The sequence below is a fragment of the Brevundimonas sp. DC300-4 genome (genome assembly GCF_049897365.1).
GTDB lineage: Bacteria > Pseudomonadota > Alphaproteobacteria > Caulobacterales > Caulobacteraceae > Brevundimonas.
In genome coordinates, this window is record NZ_JAFCWC010000002.1 from 346,629 (window position 1) to 362,751 (window position 16,123).

The window sequence follows — 16,123 nt, forward strand, 5'->3', positions numbered from 1 at the left end:
GTTAACCTCTGGTCCAACGTGGTTAACGCGGCGTGAAGCCCTGCGGGTCGGCTGTGGACGGTGATCGATGATCAGGCTGGCCGGAAGGTTGCGGCTTGGCCTTGATCGAGGCAAAATCGAACGGCGTTAGGGGAAGGTTGTCATGTACGAATGCGCCAAACTGCGCCGCGTCCTGCGAGCAGCGGCCGGCATCCTGTTGATACTTCTCAGTGCCTTGCCCCCGAGCCTAGCCCTGGCGTGGAAGCCGACCACCCATATGCAGTTGGCGGAGATTGCGCTGCAGGACGCGCTCGACGACGGGCGGGTAACGATCATGCGGGTCGATCCGCGCACGGGGGCGATCCTCGGTCCGCTCGGCGACTTCCCGGTTTCGCCCCAGATCCTCGCCGCCCTGAAAGCCGCGCCGGATCGATATCGGGCGGGCGTTCTGGGCCCCGACGCCTATCCGGACATCATGACCGGCCAGCAGATCATCCACCCCGAGGTCGCGAAGGATGACAGCGGCCGCGTGATCGGCAGCGATGCATGGCTGAACCATATGTGGACCCGGTCCTATGGCGGGGACGCCTCGCCCGAGGTGCGCGCCTTCGTCAGCGGCTTCCTGACCCATGCGGCCGGCGACAGTTTCGCCCACACCTACGTCAACCATTATTCGGGCGGAGCCTTCACCCTGGACCCGCGCCAGAACGCGATCCGGCACATCGTCATGGAGGGCTATCTTGACAAGCGCGCGCCGGAGGTCCGGCATGATCTGGCGGTCAGTATCCGCGGCGTCGACGGCTTCATTCATGACGAGATGGTCGCGGCGCGTCCGGGCAGCGTGCTGGAGCGGCAGCTGCTGCTCGGCGACGAGGAGGCGACCAACGCGTCGGCGCCCCTGATCTTCTCGCGGCTGAGGAACAGGCTGCAGGCCGATGTCGATGCCGGCACGGAGAGCTGGGCGACCCTCGCCTACAAGCGGGCCTGGATCGAGGACATCGACGCCGGCCTGCGCGCCTGGCCGGCGGTCAGCGCCGAGATTTCCGCGAAGATCATCTATTACCCCGACCAGGCCGACTTCGCGGGGGCTGCGAGCATTCTGAATCGCTATGCCCGCCAGCATCTGTGGTCGATGGCCGGGGCTCCGGACTTCGCTGTCGCGGTGGCCTATGCACCATCGCAGATCGCCGAGGCCCTGTTGCCCCAGGTCCTGATCGACGCCCTGGGTGCCCTGCTGCAAAAGCCGCTCGACTATATGGTCAGGGGCGCAACGGGTCTGACGACCGAGGAATGGCGTGACTACATGGCCCGGCCGGACCACTATTTCGACGAGGTGATGAGCGGGGTCTCAGCCCAGCCGAACGGTCATGCAGTGACTTTGGCCGATTTCAATCACCAGCAACTCGGCATCGTCGACGACGCCTATGCGAGCCCGGCCCAGCGGTGGACGGTCGATGGGTTCGCGCCGGCCTTCAATACGGTGCAGCTGACCAAGCTGAGTTTCCTCGACGCCGAGGGCCTTGAGGCGGTGGAACGGGCGCTTGGCGGACCCCGGTCGCGGGGCGACTCCAATGTGATGCTGGGCTGGCTGCACTCGCTGGACGACAGTTCGCAGTGGCGCAGCGGCCAGGCCCGATTCTCCCATCCCGCGGTGTTCAACCAGCTGTTCCGCCCCCAGTTCGGCGCCCCCTGAGCCGCACGACGACCGGCCGCCGTGCGGGTTTCATCCTGGCCGTTCGTCAGGATCGCCCCGACCGAGGCCGCGACGATGCAGGCGACCGCCGGCCCTTGCAGACTACTCAGTTGCTCCTGCAGCCGGGGCGGCCCCGCCACTGCGGCCGAAAGCAGGACGCAGAAGGTTGAAGGCGGGTGCCGAAAGGCGCGTCTTTTGGCCAGCTTCTCCTTCGCTTGACGCGGGTCACCCCAGACAAAAGTCAGCGAAGTTGGGTAAAGATCGTCACGACCGATGCGGCGAAGACGGCGGCGCCGGCGATCATGAGCACGATCGATGGGCTGATGTCGAACGTGGCCCTGGCCTGTTCTCCCAACCGTCCCATCAACTCGGGCCAAGTATAGCTGACGAAGTCGCCCTGGCTCATCATACTGATGATGATGCCCTGGTCATCGACGATTGGCAGGTGGCGGAATCGCTCGTTGGACATCAGACGCAACCAGTCAAGCAGGTCGTCGTCGGCCCCCGCTATCTTCAGGTCCATCGTCATGATCTGTTCGAGCGTCGTTTCGTCGGGGTTCAACCGCTTGTTCAGCAGACGGCGCATGAAATCGCGTTCCGTGACGATGCCGAGCGGCCTCCGATCAGCGTCAACGATCACTGCGGCGCCGTAATTCTTCTCGCTCATCACCGCGATGGCTTCGGAAACCATCGCTTTTGGACCAAAAGTCAGCACCGCTGCCTTGCTTCGAAACTCCGGTCTATCCTTGATTTTCATGTCTCTCTCCAGTGGGGCGCCCATTTCAGGCGGTTGGGTTGGCAATCAGCAATGTGTCCTGGCGGGACAGTCGGGCGGCGATCAGCGGGGCCAGCATGTGCGGCACCGTCAGGATCGACAGCGTCATAAAACTGGCCGCCATGACCCGGTCCGGGAGCGCGGTTCTCAGTTCCAGCCCGAAGATCAGAGCGGCGACCGCTCCCGCCGCCAGACTTAGCGGCAGAACCACGCCCCACCACTGTCGAAGGTTGACCCACGACAGGGTCGTCAGGCTTTCGTGAAAATGGCGGGGCGAGTGGAACAGGCAGAAGTAGAGTGCGAACCCCAAGATGGGCGGCAAGACGATCATGGCTGTCAGTGCAGCCAGTCCGCCCAGGGCCTGGGTACGCCGGCCAGCGCGCCACAGGGACGCCACGGCGATCAGGCCCACTCCGATCGTGATGGGCAGGACCAGCATCAGGGCATCCGTCACGATGGTTGCCTCGACCCGGTCGGTCAGGCCAATGAAGATCGTGTCCAACTCACCCCGGTGAAACAGGGTCGGGGCCGACAACAGGGCCAGGGCGAGACCGGCTCTCAACAGGACCGAGCCCGCCCCCTGCCAGTCTTCCGAGAAATGCACGACTGCGATCCCGATGAAGGCGGCCAGGGCCATGACGGGTTCGACCCGCCACAGGCCGTACATTGAGGCCGCCAGCGCCAGATAGATCGACACCAGCGCCAACATCCCCGTCCAGGGACCCGACGAGTGAGCGCGAATGAGTTCAAGATCCAGGGTGCCGTGAGGCAGTCCGAAGACCAGCAAGGCCAGACAGGCCAGGGTCGTTGCCGTCGGTCCGGACAGCGGCACGCCGAGCCACAATCCCACCAGCATCAGAACCAGTGCGCCGAGCATAAGCCGCGCCCCGGGCGGCGTCTTCGCTCCAGAGCCTGGGTGGCCCGATGACGAGATCATGACTGTGCCTTCCGTTGTGACAAAGCCCGGGCAGGCGCTCAGCCTGCCCGGGCCTGTCATGCTTGGGTCAATCAGACCGAAGCGGTTTCGTGGGTGGCTTCACCGTACTCGACCCGCGATTTGCGGACGGCGATGATGTAGATCATCACGCCGACGCCGGCCTTGGCGATGATGTCGGCGATCGTATATCCGATCTGGACATAGGTCTCGGCGGCGGCTCCACCGATGTTGGTGTAGGGGATCATGTAGACCATCGGATAGAAGCCCCAGGACGCGAACGTCACCAGTCGGGCCTTCTTGATCAATCCGCGCACGCTTTCAGGCTGACGCTCGATCGAGGCGCCCAGACCCTTGAACAGTTCCCAGACGATGTAGACGAAGGGAATGCTCGACAAGGTGCCCCAGATGGCCCGGGTCGTGTTGTCATCGGCGATCTCGCCGGGATAGCCCAGAATGATCATCAGGGCGGCGGCGAAGCCGAGCTTCAGAGACTTCGACATCGTCTCTTCCTGGCTGAGGCGCATGACCAGGATCAGCTCGATCAGCAGCAGCGGAACCGTCAGGAGCCAGTCGACGTAGCGATAGGCGTCGTTGAACGCCAGACCCGTCACGGTGATGACGCCGTTACGGACTTCGTAGGCGGACTCCCAGCTCTCGAAGATGCGGAAATAGTGATAGGCCGCAATGGCTGTCACCAATCCGGAAATCGTCAGGGCTGTCTTGTAGGCGGGGCCAACCTGGGACCGGCCGAACCACAGGAACAGCGTCGCCGCCGCCATGGTTGCGAATGTGAATGAAAAAGCATTGTAGACGAGCAGGTATTGCCCGATTTCGACAGTCGGCATTGAAGTCATCCTCTGCTATCGGCGTTTCTGGCTCCGGATCAGAAACTGCGCGAAGGCAGCGAACTCCGGATTTTGGCCGTGGCAGAGGGTTAAGCAGTTGGGCGATGTCGCACCATACGGCCTTTAGGCCGTATTCCGGTCCCAATCGGGCGGCTCTTTGCTAAAGGCCGGCCTCGACCGCCAGCCGAATGGCATCAGCGATATTGTGGGTGCCGATCTTTTCCAGGATCAGGGCGCGGTGCATCTTCACCGTCTTCTCGCTGAGGTTCAGGCTGAATGAGATCTGCTTGCTGCGGTAACCGGCGGCGATCTGCTGCAGCACCTCGCGCTGTCGAGGCGACAGGGTCCGCACCACCTCGACCGCATGGTGGTGACGACTGGACGAAGGTCCGACGGCGTCCCGATCCAGTTCGACCTGAGAGCCAATGAAGTATTCCAGCTCTCCATCCGGCAGGAAGACCGGTGCGACAAGGACGGCGTTGCGGAACGGTTGTCCATCGCGCTTGTAGTTCAGGATTTCGACCAGGGTCGGCTTCCGGTCCCGCGTGCCCTGACGGATGCGTTCTGTCAGCCACGGCTCTGTCGCCGGTCCGGCCAGGAAGCGGCAGTTCCGCCCCACGATTTCGTCGTCGCGATACCCCGTCAGGTCACAGAACGCCTGATTTACCGCGATAATCGGATTGTCGGGCAGGCGGGGATTGCTGATCACCGAGGCGATCGGACTGTTGACGATAGAAAACAACAGCGCGCTGCCGTCCTCGTCCAAATCATAGTCGATCACCGCGTCGCCGTCCCCATGGTCACAGCATAGGCCCGGGTAGAGCAAAAGCGAAGCTGAACCAGTCGTCGCAGGTTGGGCGGAATCAGAGAGCCGGTCAGCATTCGCTCGGGCGGTTCCGTGAGGAAGCGGTTCGAGCATTTCGCATGGTGGGGATCAGATATTCTGGCTTGTGCACCATGGACTACGGCCTATGTCACGGGGTGCGCGGTCTCGGTCGCGTCCTGTCGAACCGCATGATGCGCTCGAACCGCACCCTGTTTTCGATGGTGCATATTTCCAGCCGGAGACTCTCCCCCCATGTCCGACTACGACGCCCCAAACGGCCGCACCACCCAAGGCCGCGGCAAGGTCTATGCATCGATCATCGACACCATCGGCGACACACCTCTGGTCGGCCTGCCGCGCCTGTCTGCGGAGTATTCGCCAAAGGCCCGGGTGCTGGCCAAGCTGGAATTCTTCAACCCGATCTCGTCGGTGAAGGACCGGATCGGCGTAGCGATGATCGAGGCGCTGGAGGCGGAGGGCAAGATCTCGGCGGGCAGTGTCCTGATCGAGCCGACCTCGGGCAACACAGGCATCGCCCTGGCCTTCGTGGCCGCCGCCAAGGGCTATCGCCTGATCCTGGTCATGCCGGAGTCGATGTCGATCGAACGTCGCAAGATGCTGGCTCTGCTGGGGGCCGAACTGGTGCTGACCCCGGCGGAGCAGGGGATGAAGGGGGCCATCGCCATGGCCGCCGAACTGCTCGAACGCACGCCGGGCGCCGTTAGCCCGGCGCAGTTCGACAACCCCGCCAACCCCGCTATCCACAAGTCCACGACGGCGGAAGAGATCTGGAACGACACGGCGGGCGCAGTGGACATCGTCGTCGCCGGGGTCGGCACAGGCGGCACCATCACTGGCATTGGCCAGGCGCTGAAGGCCCGCAAGCCCTCGATCCGCATGATCGCAGTGGAGCCGACCGCCTCGCCTGTCCTCAGCGGCGGCGAGCCCGGGCCGCACAAGATCCAGGGCATTGGCGCGGGCTTCATCCCCTCGATCGTCGATCGCTCGATCATCGACGGCGTCGAACAGGTCTCCAATGAGGACAGTTTCGAAATGGCGCGCAAGGTCGCCCGGGTCGAAGGGATCCCGGTTGGCATCTCGTCCGGCGCCGCCCTGACCGCCGCCTTCCGCCTGGCGACCCTCGACGAGAATGCCGGAAAGACTATCGTCGCCATCATCCCCAGTTTCGCCGAACGCTACCTGTCGACGGCACTGTTCGACGGATTATAGGCCGTCACCGGCGGTTAACCCGTCCACCGCTAGGCTGGCGGCATCATGACCGATCCGGCGCCCGTTCCAGACCAAGAGGCTCCGCAGCCGGCCTTCCGGGCGCGGCATGCGTTGCTGAAGCGCCTGGCCGATGTCGTCTCCCTGCCGGGCAGTCGGGTGAACGCCTTCGAACGCGCGGTGACCGGCGACCTGCTGGTCGAGATGCTGAGATTGGCGGCTCCGCGTGAACGCCAGCGGGTGGCGGCGCGACTGGCCCCGCTGGCCGAACTGCCGAACAGCCTGGCGCGGATGCTGCTCAGGGACGAACCGGCGATCGCGGGGCTTTTGCTGGAGCAGTGCGCGTCGCTGACCGACGCCGACCTGGTCGCCTGCGCCCGGGACACGGGGGCGGAGCACCGCTTCCTGATGGCAGGCCGCCGCGGCCTGACCGAGGTGGTGACCGAGACCCTGATCGGCTTCGGTGAGCAGGGTGTTCTCGAATGCCTGTTGCGCAACACCACCGCCCGCCTGTCGCAGAGCGGAGTGGAAGCGATCGTGGGACTGAGCCGCCAGATGCCCCTCCTGTGCGGCCACCTGCTGCGCCGGCCCGAGCTTCGTCCGTCCGGCGCCTATGTGATGTTCTGGTGGGCGCCGGCCGAGGACAGGAAGACCATCCTCCAGCGTTTCGCCGTCAGTCGTGAGGTCATGCAGGAGGTCGTCGAGGACGTCTTCGCCATGGCCGCCGAGGAGGGCTGGCAGGATCCGGTGTCCAGGAAGGCCCTGCAATTTATTGAGCGCCGCCAGCGGAACCGTGCGGCCATCGACAAGAGCCCCTACGACAGCCTGGAACACGCGGTCACTGTCGCGGCGCGGGAGGGGCTGAACCGCGAGGTCGCGGCGGAGATCGCCTATCTGGCGGGCATCAAGCCTCTGACCGGCGCCAAGATCATGGGCGACGTCGGTGGAGAGCCCCTCGCCATCCTGTGCAAGGCCACCGGCATGTCGCGGATCGATCTTCAGAACCTCTGGCGCTCGGTGCGTCGCCCAGAGACCACGCCGGACGGCCGGGTCCATCCCGACTGGGACCGCGTGCAGGTCACCTTTGAGATGTTGGCTGTCGATCGGGCCCAGACGGTGCTGCGTTACTGGAACTGGTCTCTGTCCTCGGCCCTGTCACCGGACCTGCTGAGAGCCATCCGCGAGGGTGATGAACTGGCGCTGGATGACTATTCAACGCCAGAACGCGCGGCCATGATGGCGCTGGCGGAAAACTTCGGTCGTTAAGCGGGTTCGGATCGAAGTGAGACTATAGTTCGCCAGACTGTCCGGAACATTATGACGCCCGATGTCTGGAGGCGCATTGCTTTCATCGCCGAACATCCGTATTTCCCAAAGCCACAATCGCCACTGTCCGGCAAGATTAGGCAAGGAAACGCTCGTGGACGCTGCAAGACTGGACGAACGGTCCGAACTGCTCGAAATGACTGCTGACATCGTGTCGGCCTATGTCGGCAACAACAGCGTGTCGGCGAACGATCTGCCGTCGCTGATCTCCAACATCCACGCTGCCCTGTCCCAGGTTTCGACCGGCGTCGTCGAGGTCGAGCCCGAGGTCAAGGAACCGGCGGTGCCAATCCGCAAGTCGATCAGCCCTGATTTCCTGATCTGCCTGGAAGACGGCCGCAAGTTCAAGTCGCTGAAGCGGCACCTGCGCACGAAATACGACATGAGCCCGGAAGAATATCGCGCCAAATGGGGCCTGGCCAAGGACTACCCGATGGTCGCCCCGAACTACGCCAAAGCTCGTTCGGACCTGGCCAAGCAGATGGGCCTCGGCCAGGGTGGCCGTAAACCCGCCCGCGCCGCTCCCCGCGCCGCCAAGAAGTAGTCTTTAAAGGTTCGAAGATCAGGACGCCCGCTCCCGCAAGGAGGCGGGCGTTTCTGTTTCAGGCCGCAGCAGCCGTGCCTCGGCGCATTCGCCAGAAGCGGAGGGTACGGAGAGCGGCGTCGCGCTGCAGCTCGGCATAGAGTTTGGCGTAACTGTGGGCCTTGCCCATCGCATTGTCCTCACCGCCCATGATGACCACGGCGAAGGTCAGGAACAGGGAGCGATCGAGGTCGGCGGCCTTGCAGATGACCGCCAGGGCGTCGAGTTCCTTCTTCTCCACGATCTGGCTGGCGGTGTGGAAGTCCACATCGGCAAGCTGGGCCAGGGCGATCAGGAAGGAAGTCCGGCTGCCGGAACGCAGGAAGCGGGCCAGCATGGTCGGGTTCAGCTGGTTGGCCGCCTTCAGCTCTTCCACATAGGCGAGGCATTCAGAGTAGTCGGCGGGAAGGGCGCCGTCCCCGGTGGCCACGCGGGCGCGTCCGGCGGCGAGCGCGCTTTCCAGCAGGACCGGATCCATTGCGGCGTTCTGTTCGAGGATCTGCTGACGCAGCCGGCCCTCGACGACGAAATACATGTCGTTCAGGAGGTCAGCGGGCAGGCCCTTGCGCTGGACAGCCGCTTCATGAAGGTCAGGATTGACCTTGGCGCGCTCGACAGCGGTCTCGGTCGCAGCGCGCGACAAGCGGGCCCCGTCGTTGCGCAGAAGCGTGCCCAGGGTCTCGTCGTCGCCGCGTTCCACGATCACGTCGGACACGGCCTCGGACACGGTGGCGCGTTCCGACACGGCGCGCAGATGGGCTTGGCCCCTCGAGCGGACGACACCCAGCAGATCGTCGTCGGTGAGTACGGTGGAGGCGCGCAGGACGGCTTCGGCCACCGCGACCTCGTCGTTCGCCAGCCGCCGGATCAGGCCGCGCGGTGCGTCGGGCGACAGGGCGAATCGGGCCGAGAGCTCGGCGCGGACGGCGGTATCCATCTCGGCGGTCAGGTCCGTCAGGACCGAGTCGTAAAGGGCGTCCTCGCCTGCGCTGCGCTTTCCGGCGCCGAAGAAATGCTCGGTCAGCTCACGCAGCAGGGCGCGCCGTTTCTCGCTGGAGGTTTCCTGGGCCAGGACGATCAGATCGGGCAGGCGCGATCCGGTCTCGACCGGGGCGAAGGCGGCGTCGGTCATGGCAGGCTCGGATCGGCATTGGGAACCGCTCGGCGGCGGCCTTGGGGGTCCCGCATCAGGGGCTCGTTCTCGGGCGGTTCGGCGAGGTCCAGGGTGACGCTGTCGAAATAGACGGGTTCGGGCAGGACCGTGGGATCGGGGCGATGGCCCGCGTCGCGGTGCACCGAATAGTATCGGGCGCCCGACTGGCCGGACTGGACCGAGGATTGGCCGGAGGGCGCGGCCTGGGTCGGCGCAGGAAGCGAGGCCTGTTCCTGACCCTGGGGCTGGCCCTGTTGCATCTGGAAGATGCGAGCATCGCGGCGCGGGGCCATGGGGTCGCTGGTGTCGGCGACGGGTGACGGCGCCTCTTGCGGCATCGGGGCCTGCGCGGCCGAGCCTTGGCGCGGGAGGTTGAAGACCGGGGCGTCGCGGCGGGGCACCATGAGATCGTCGGCGACGCGTTCGACCGGAGCGCGCGCGGCGTGCTCGACGGGGGCGGGCGGGGGTGGCGAATAGATCGGGGCGGAGGCTATCTCGGTCGTGGCGTAGCTGATCGGGTCAGGTGAGCCCGGGGCGAAGGCGGGCGCGACGCGGGGGCCCAGCCAGGCGCTGGCGGGGGTCAGGCCGCGCGACGCCGGCAGCGGCGTCGACGTTGGCTGCATCATGGGCCGGTAAGGGGCCTGTGACGGCGCGACGCGGCGTGGGATCATGGCGTTGCGGGCGCGAATCTGCTCGGCAACGACATTGGCGGGAGTCGTATTGGCCGGGCGGTTGGCCCAGGTCAGGTAGCGGCCCGGCGCGGGAGCGGGGTCGGTATTGGACTGGGCCTCGGTGCCCGAGGCGGCGAGGCACGCGCCCGCCGTCGCCAGGAGCAGCGTCAGAATTCGGGCGGTGCGGTGCTGCAAAGGCGGGGCTCCCGTTCGAGGCGAACATCGCGGAAACCCTAGGCAGCCCGGGCTTAACCCCGCGCTAACATGCGTAAAGACTTCAGGCCCGGTCGCGTAGCAGGCGGCGCTCGATCAGCCGGGTCGCGCCGTTGAGCGAGAGGCCGAGAAGAGCGAGGCAGACGAGGGCGGCGAGAAGTTCGGCCGTGCGCAGACGATTCCCGGCCTCGAGCAGACGCCAGGCAAGACCCTGTGCCGCGCCGGAACCAGAGACGAACTCGGCCACCACGGCGCCGACCACTGCCTGACCCGCCGCGACCCGCAGGCCCTCCAGGGCGAAGGGCAGGGCGGAGGGGAGACGCAGTCGCCACAGGCGCTGGAGCGGGGAGGCGGCATGGAGGTCGAACAGCCGCTCCAGATCCGGGTCGGCGGACTTCAACCCGGTCAGGACGCCGGAGAAGATAGGGAAGAAGGCAATGGCGGCGGCGAGCGCCGTGACAGCCCGGTCGGCATGGTCGAGCCCGAACCAGATCAGCACCAGAGGCGCGATGGCGACGACCGGCGTGACCTGGAGCGTAACCGCCAGCGGAGCCACGGCGCGTTCTGCCGGGCGGCTGAGGGAGACGCTGATCGCCAGACCACCGCCGATCAGGGCCGCCACGATCAGGGCCTTCAGCGCCATCCAGAAGGTTTGCAAGGCCGAGCCGGCAAGGATCGCGCCGTTTTCGACCAGGGCGCGGGCGACGTCGCTGGGTGGCGGCAGGAAATAGACCGGCACATGCAGCAGGCGGCACGATGCCTCCCAGATCGCCAGCAGGACGGCGGTCAGGAGGAGGGCGGGCAGGGCGTCTATGAGGTGGCGTTTCACGACGCCAGTTCCATCGAGCGCGCCAGTGCCTCGGCGACCGCCTCGACCGCCGCGCGATGAGCGGGGTCGCTTCGCCAGCCTTCGGGGCGGGGCAGCGCGCCGGGCATGGCGATATCGGCGACGGCTCGGCCGTCGGCCCGGGACAGGACGACCACGCGTCCGGCCAGGTAGGCGGCCTCCTCCACGTCGTGGGTGACGAAGACCATGGCCATGGGGCGGGCGGCCCAGAGGCGGTGCAGGTCCTCGATCAGGCCTCGCCGGGTGATGGAGTCGAGCGCGGCGAAAGGTTCGTCGAGCAGCAGAAGGTCGGGTTCGACCGACAGGGCGCGAGCGAGCGAGACCCGCATGGCCATACCGCCGGACAGCTGGCGCGGACGGGCTGTGGTGCGGTCGCCGAGGCCGGTGGCGGCGAGACTGTCGTCCGCTCGGCGGCGGGCCTCGACGGCAGGCACGCCGGACAGCTCCAGCGGCAGGGCGACGTTGGCGCGCGCGTCGGCCCAGGGCATCAGGGTCGGGTTCTGGAAGACGAAACCTGTGCGGAGGGGTTCGGCGGGGCGAACGACCGTCCCGGCGGCGGGGTGTTCGAGTCCGGCGAGCAGGCGGAGCGCGGTCGACTTGCCGGCGCCGGACGCACCGACGATGGCGACGATCTCGCGCGGACCGACAGTCAGGTCCAGCGGACCAAGCGAGGCGCGGCCGGGATAGTCCACCCTGACGTTTGAAAGGCCGGCGACCGCCGCCCCGTCCCCGTCAGCCACGGCCAGGGAGGAATTCGTCGGTGAAGGCGTCGCGCCAGCGCAGGTCGGCGGGATAGACGTTCGCCTGTGAGGTCACGTCGAAGAAGGCCCGCCATCGGTCGGCGGTCATGGCCCCGAGGCCATAGAGGGCCGCATCGCCCGAATCGACGATGCCGTTCTCGCTGAGCTTGGTGCGGGCCTGGTCCAGGATGTCCTGGGTCATCTCGGGGTTGGCCTTCCTGATCAGGGCGTTCGCGGCGGCCGGGTCGCCCCGGATGTAGTCGCGCCAACCCTCGGCCGAGGCGGCGATGAAGCTGCGCAAGGCGGCCGCATTGTCGCGGGCGAACCCGTCCGGCGACATCACCATTGTGGCGTAGGAGGGGTAGCCCTCATCGGCGAGGAGGAACACGCGCGGTTCGAAGCCCGCCTCCTTCTCGATCGTGTAGGGCTCGCTCGTCAGATAGCCCTGCTGCACGGCCCGTTCGTCGGCGAGGAAGGGGGCGGGATTGAAGTTGTATTTGCGGACCTGGTCGTCAGTGAAGCCGTATTTGGCCTTCAGCCAGATCCAGAAGGCGGTGATCGAGGCGTCGGCCAGGAGGAAGGGGCGGCCGACCAGGTCGGCGATGCCGGTCAGGTCAGGGTCGGGGTGGGCGATCAGGACCTGGGGGTCCTTCTGGAAGAAGGCGGCGACCGCCTTCACCGGCGCGCCTTCCGCCACGAGATTCAGGGGAATGAAGCTGTTGGAGCCCATGCCCAGTTCGACGGCGCCGGAGGCCAGCAACTGGGGCACATTCACGCCGGGGCCGCCCTGGATGATCTGGACGTTCAGGCCGCGCCGTTCGTAGGCGCCCGAGGCGAGGGCCTGATAGAAGCCGCCGTGCTCGGCCTGGGCGCGCCAGTCGGTGGCGAAGCGGATACGGACGCGGCCCTCATCGTCGACAGGCGCCTCGGAGCTGCCGCAGGACGCCAGGCCTGTGACCGTGACGGCGACGCCGCCGGCAAGGACGAGGCGGCGGCTGACGACGGAATGAGTCGCGCGACGTTGCATCGCCGCAAACTAGGGCCGGAGGGGTTGCAAGGGAAGCGTGACCTATTGACGGCTTACGCGGCAGACCGGACGGCCAAGCCCAAAAAAATACCGTCCGAAGCTTCCGAAGCTTCCGAAGCGGTCGGGGGCAACTCTGAAAACTGGAGTCTGGATCGTCCGTAGAGTCGGGTTTGAAGCTTTAATGTCAAAGACCAGGAGCTGACATTTGGCACACGCCTGCGTCAGGCCCGGTCGTAGACTTCCCGCGAATGCCGCCAGGACCCAGAATTGAGCGAGGGGACGCAAGTCCGGACGAACCGGTGCTTACGTCCCCCCACCAAGTCCGGGTTGGGACTTGGCCATTGAGGTTATGGACCCTGGCGTCAGCGCCGGCGGGCGAACCCGGCGACGGTCGGCTGTATCCTGGCGACTCCTGTCCGGTGGCGTCTCGTCCGGGCTTTTGGCCCTCGCGTCGTCCATCGATCCCGGTCTGGTTCTCCGTCCCCCCGCACCGAAGCGCTAAAGGCTGGGAGCCTGGACCCTGCCCGGGCTTTCCGCGTCCACCGAAGTGGCTTGGAACCCTTGGTCAGAGAGCCGGACCGACCCGCTTGAAACCCCGGTCTCCCTAGGTTTCCGCGCCGCCGTGGCCCTCGGCCTGATCAAGCTCGCTCCAAACGCGGGATCCAGCAAGGGGTCGATTCGCGCGGTCTGTGCAGGATCGCCCCGGGGCCGGTGCATAACCGCGTTAACCTCTGTGGACGGACGAGATTTCTGTTGGCAGATCAGCGTTCTGGATTGTCCACAGAATCCGTTTGCCCAGGGCAGGACCGTCATCAGATATGAGCGAGAGCCTGAGTCACGCTTTCGACAGAAGCGCGAAGCGCTTCCGCCTCAAACGATCAGGTCTATCCTGCCAGCGCTTCCCGCTTGGCTTCCAGTTCCAGCCATTCCTCTTCGGCGGCGTGAAGCTTCTGCTGGGTAGCCTCCAGGGCCTTCATGGTGGAGGCGAAGCCGGACGGGTCGCGGGAATAGAAGTTGACGTCATCGAGGCGCTTCTGGTGGCCGGCGATGTCCACAGGCAGGGCGTGGATCAGGGCGTCCAGCTCCTTGAGCCGGTGCTGGTCCTTGAAGGACAGCTTGCCCTTGGCGGCGGGAGGCGGCGGGGGCGCAGCGACGACCGGCGCGGGTTTCGACCCGGCCTGAGCGGCGGTCCGGGGTTTCAGGAAGCCGGGGTTCTGGCGGATGAAGTCGGTCCAGCCGCCCGGGGTTTCGACGATGTCGCCCCGGCCATTCATGCCGATGGTTGAGGTGGCGAGGCGATCGACGAAATCGCGGTCGTGGCTGACCAGGATCAGGGTGCCGTCGTACTGCTCCAGCAGCTCTTCCAGCTTGTCGAGCGTGTCCATGTCGAGGTCGTTGGTCGGTTCATCAAGGACCAGCATGTTGGCGGGTTTGGCCAGGGCGATGGCCAGCAGCAGTCGGTTCCGCTCGCCGCCCGACAGGGTCGAGATCGGCTGGCGCAACTGGGCGTCGGTGAAGAGGAAGTCCTTGGCGTAGGCGGCGACGTGCTTCGAGAAGCCGCGAACGATGATCGAGTCGCCGCCGCCCGGCGTCAGGGCGTCCCACAGGGTCATGTCGGACTTCAGGCCGTCGCGCGACTGGTCGAGATAGACGGTCTCCAGGCTGGCGCCGAGTTTGACCGTGCCCTCTGTGGGCTCCAGCTCGCCGAGCATGATCTTGACCAGGGTGGTCTTGCCGGCACCGTTGGGGCCGACGATGGCGAGGCGATCGCCGCGGATGATGCGGCTGGTGAAGGGCTTGATGACGACGCGGTCGCCGAAGGATTTGGTGACGCCCTTCAGGTCGGCGACCAGCTTGCCCGACGTGGAGCCGGAATCGACGCCGAGCAGCATCTCGCGCGGCCGATCCTTCGCCTGTTCCGCCCGTTCAGCGCGCAGGGCGTCGAGTGAGCGGGCACGGCCTTCGTTGCGGCTCCGGCGGGCGGTGATCGAACTGTAGAATGTTACAGTCTCGCGCTCGATGGTCTTGGTCAGCTTCTGGAAGGCGATGGCCTCTTCTTCCATGGTCTTGGCGGCCCATTCGTCAAAGGCATCAAACCCCTTGTTCAGGGTTCGGACCCGGCGGCCTTCCAGCCAGTGGCAGGACTGCGTGACCCGGTTCAGGAAGGCGCGATCGTGGGAGACGATCAGGGCGGCGCATTTGGCGTTGATGATCTCCGTCTCGAGGAGCTCGATCGCCAGGATGTCCATGTGGTTGGTGGGCTCGTCGAGCAGCAGCAGGTCGGGCTCTTCGGCGAAGGCCTTGGCGAGGGCGGCGCGGCGGATCTCGCCGCCGGACAGGCCCCTGGTGGACTTGTGCGGGTCCATGCCGAAGGTCTCGAGCCAGGCCTCCGCCGTCCAGTGCTCGGCGCCGTTCGAGGTGGCGTAGTCCAGCAGGGTGTCGCCGGCGATCAGCGGCTCCTGCGGCACATAGGCGAACTTGACCGAGCCCTGGATCGAGCGGGTTCCGCTGTCGGGCTCGATCAGACCCATGACGACCTTCATCAGGGTGGACTTGCCGGCGCCGTTGCGGCCGACGAGGCAGGAGCGGGTGCGCGGCTCGATAGCCAGGTCGACACCGTCGAACAGGGGACGCGGGCCATCCTGAAGACGGACGTCTTTCAGTGCGACGAGAGGAGGTCTCGGAGACGAGCGGGGGGCCATGGATGCTTTCGGACGCGGAGAGGCGTATGGGGAGCGCGTGGATGTAGAGCGTACGACCCCCGAACCCAAGCCCTTCTGGCAGAGGAAGCGCCTGGATCAGATGACCCGCGAGGAGTGGGAGAGCCTGTGCGACGGGTGCGGACTGTGCTGCCTGATCCGTTTCGAGGATGAGGATACGGGCGAGGTCTTCCCGACACGGGTCCACTGCAAGCTGTTCGACAGCCAGCTGTGCAGCTGCACCGACTATGCGAACCGCAAGGAGCATGTGCCGGACTGCATCAAGCTGACGCCGTGGAATATCCAGGCGCTGGCGTGGATGCCGATGTCATGCGGATACCGGCGAATCCATGAGGGCCGCGGTCTGGCGGACTGGCATCCTCTGGTGTCGGGCGATCCGGAGACCGTGCATACGGCCGGCGTGTCGATCCGGGGGCAGACGATCTCCGAGGAGGAACTGGCCGAGCCCGAGGACGCCATCGACCACGATGCGTCGGACTGGATCGAGGAGCGGGGCGTGGCGCCGGCCAACCCCCGAGGTCGCTAACCAAAACTTTGGACCTCAACGGCAATCTCCGCGGC

General features: G+C 66.0%; 15 protein-coding genes. 5 read left to right on the forward strand and 10 right to left on the reverse strand.

The genetic code is table 11. The features are described from left to right. Positions 1–142: 142 nt before the first annotated feature. Positions 143–1,672 (forward strand): hypothetical protein, encoded by a 1,530-nt coding sequence (locus ACP7AZ_RS05185; RefSeq protein ID WP_426036725.1) that lies wholly within the window; start codon positions 143–145, stop codon positions 1,670–1,672. Between the two features lie 241 nt (positions 1,673–1,913). On the opposite strand, the gene ACP7AZ_RS05190 is transcribed toward ACP7AZ_RS05185, so the two are convergent. The 4 genes from ACP7AZ_RS05190 to ACP7AZ_RS05205 form a co-directional block, all read right to left on the reverse strand. Next, positions 1,914–2,429, reverse strand: a complete 516-nt coding sequence (locus tag ACP7AZ_RS05190; RefSeq protein WP_426036727.1) for a CBS domain-containing protein — start codon at positions 2,427–2,429, stop codon at positions 1,914–1,916. Positions 2,430–2,454: 25 nt separating this feature from the next. Beyond that, the gene (locus tag ACP7AZ_RS05195) at positions 2,455–3,324 is read right to left on the reverse strand and encodes a Brp/Blh family beta-carotene 15,15'-dioxygenase (protein ID WP_426036729.1); all 870 of its coding nucleotides are present in this window, start codon (positions 3,322–3,324) and stop codon (positions 2,455–2,457) included. Between the two features lie 131 nt (positions 3,325–3,455). Further along, positions 3,456–4,229 carry a bacteriorhodopsin-like gene (locus ACP7AZ_RS05200; protein ID WP_426036731.1) on the reverse strand — a complete coding sequence of 258 codons (774 nt, stop codon included), beginning with the start codon at positions 4,227–4,229 and terminating at the stop codon, positions 3,456–3,458. A gap of 160 nt (positions 4,230–4,389) precedes the next feature. Further along, complete coding sequence (locus ACP7AZ_RS05205) at positions 4,390–5,148, reverse strand: LuxR C-terminal-related transcriptional regulator (protein ID WP_426036733.1); 759 nt, start codon at positions 5,146–5,148, stop codon at positions 4,390–4,392. 159 nt (positions 5,149–5,307) lie between these two features. On the opposite strand from ACP7AZ_RS05205, the gene cysK reads away from it, so the two are divergent. From cysK to ACP7AZ_RS05220, 3 genes are all read left to right on the forward strand, one after another. After that, the gene (cysK, locus tag ACP7AZ_RS05210; protein WP_426036735.1) at positions 5,308–6,285 is read left to right on the forward strand and encodes a cysteine synthase A; all 978 of its coding nucleotides are present in this window, start codon (positions 5,308–5,310) and stop codon (positions 6,283–6,285) included. Positions 6,286–6,330: 45 nt separating this feature from the next. Further along, positions 6,331–7,548, forward strand: coding sequence for a DUF2336 domain-containing protein (locus tag ACP7AZ_RS05215; protein ID WP_426036737.1), 1,218 nt, complete (start codon positions 6,331–6,333; stop codon positions 7,546–7,548). Positions 7,549–7,744: 196 nt separating this feature from the next. Next, positions 7,745–8,152: a MucR family transcriptional regulator gene (locus ACP7AZ_RS05220; protein ID WP_425988274.1), complete on the forward strand. Its 408-nt coding sequence runs from the start codon at positions 7,745–7,747 to the stop codon at positions 8,150–8,152. Positions 8,153–8,210: 58 nt separating this feature from the next. Here ACP7AZ_RS05220 and ACP7AZ_RS05225 read toward each other — a convergent pair whose 3' ends face one another. From ACP7AZ_RS05225 to ACP7AZ_RS05250, 6 genes are all read right to left on the reverse strand, one after another. Continuing rightward, on the reverse strand, positions 8,211–9,323 hold the full coding sequence (locus tag ACP7AZ_RS05225) for a DUF2336 domain-containing protein (RefSeq protein WP_426036739.1): 1,113 nt from the start codon (positions 9,321–9,323) through the stop codon (positions 8,211–8,213). Beyond that, positions 9,320–10,210 carry a hypothetical protein gene (locus ACP7AZ_RS05230; protein ID WP_426036741.1) on the reverse strand — a complete coding sequence of 297 codons (891 nt, stop codon included), beginning with the start codon at positions 10,208–10,210 and terminating at the stop codon, positions 9,320–9,322. Before ACP7AZ_RS05230 ends, ACP7AZ_RS05225 begins: the two co-directional genes overlap by 4 nt. A gap of 82 nt (positions 10,211–10,292) precedes the next feature. Further along, positions 10,293–11,057 carry an ABC transporter permease gene (locus tag ACP7AZ_RS05235; RefSeq protein WP_426036743.1) on the reverse strand — a complete coding sequence of 255 codons (765 nt, stop codon included), beginning with the start codon at positions 11,055–11,057 and terminating at the stop codon, positions 10,293–10,295. Beyond that, on the reverse strand, positions 11,054–11,815 hold the full coding sequence (locus ACP7AZ_RS05240) for an ABC transporter ATP-binding protein (RefSeq protein ID WP_426036745.1): 762 nt from the start codon (positions 11,813–11,815) through the stop codon (positions 11,054–11,056). Before ACP7AZ_RS05240 ends, ACP7AZ_RS05235 begins: the two co-directional genes overlap by 4 nt. Then, positions 11,808–12,842 carry an ABC transporter substrate-binding protein gene (locus tag ACP7AZ_RS05245; RefSeq protein WP_426036747.1) on the reverse strand — a complete coding sequence of 345 codons (1,035 nt, stop codon included), beginning with the start codon at positions 12,840–12,842 and terminating at the stop codon, positions 11,808–11,810. The genes ACP7AZ_RS05240 and ACP7AZ_RS05245 overlap by 8 nt, the downstream gene beginning before the upstream one ends. A gap of 884 nt (positions 12,843–13,726) precedes the next feature. Then, positions 13,727–15,544 carry an ABC-F family ATP-binding cassette domain-containing protein gene (locus ACP7AZ_RS05250; protein WP_426036749.1) on the reverse strand — a complete coding sequence of 606 codons (1,818 nt, stop codon included), beginning with the start codon at positions 15,542–15,544 and terminating at the stop codon, positions 13,727–13,729. Here ACP7AZ_RS05250 and ACP7AZ_RS05255 point away from each other — a divergent pair. Continuing rightward, positions 15,543–16,088 carry a YcgN family cysteine cluster protein gene (locus ACP7AZ_RS05255; protein ID WP_426036751.1) on the forward strand — a complete coding sequence of 182 codons (546 nt, stop codon included), beginning with the start codon at positions 15,543–15,545 and terminating at the stop codon, positions 16,086–16,088. The genes ACP7AZ_RS05250 and ACP7AZ_RS05255 overlap by 2 nt on opposite strands. Positions 16,089–16,123: the final 35 nt, after the last annotated feature.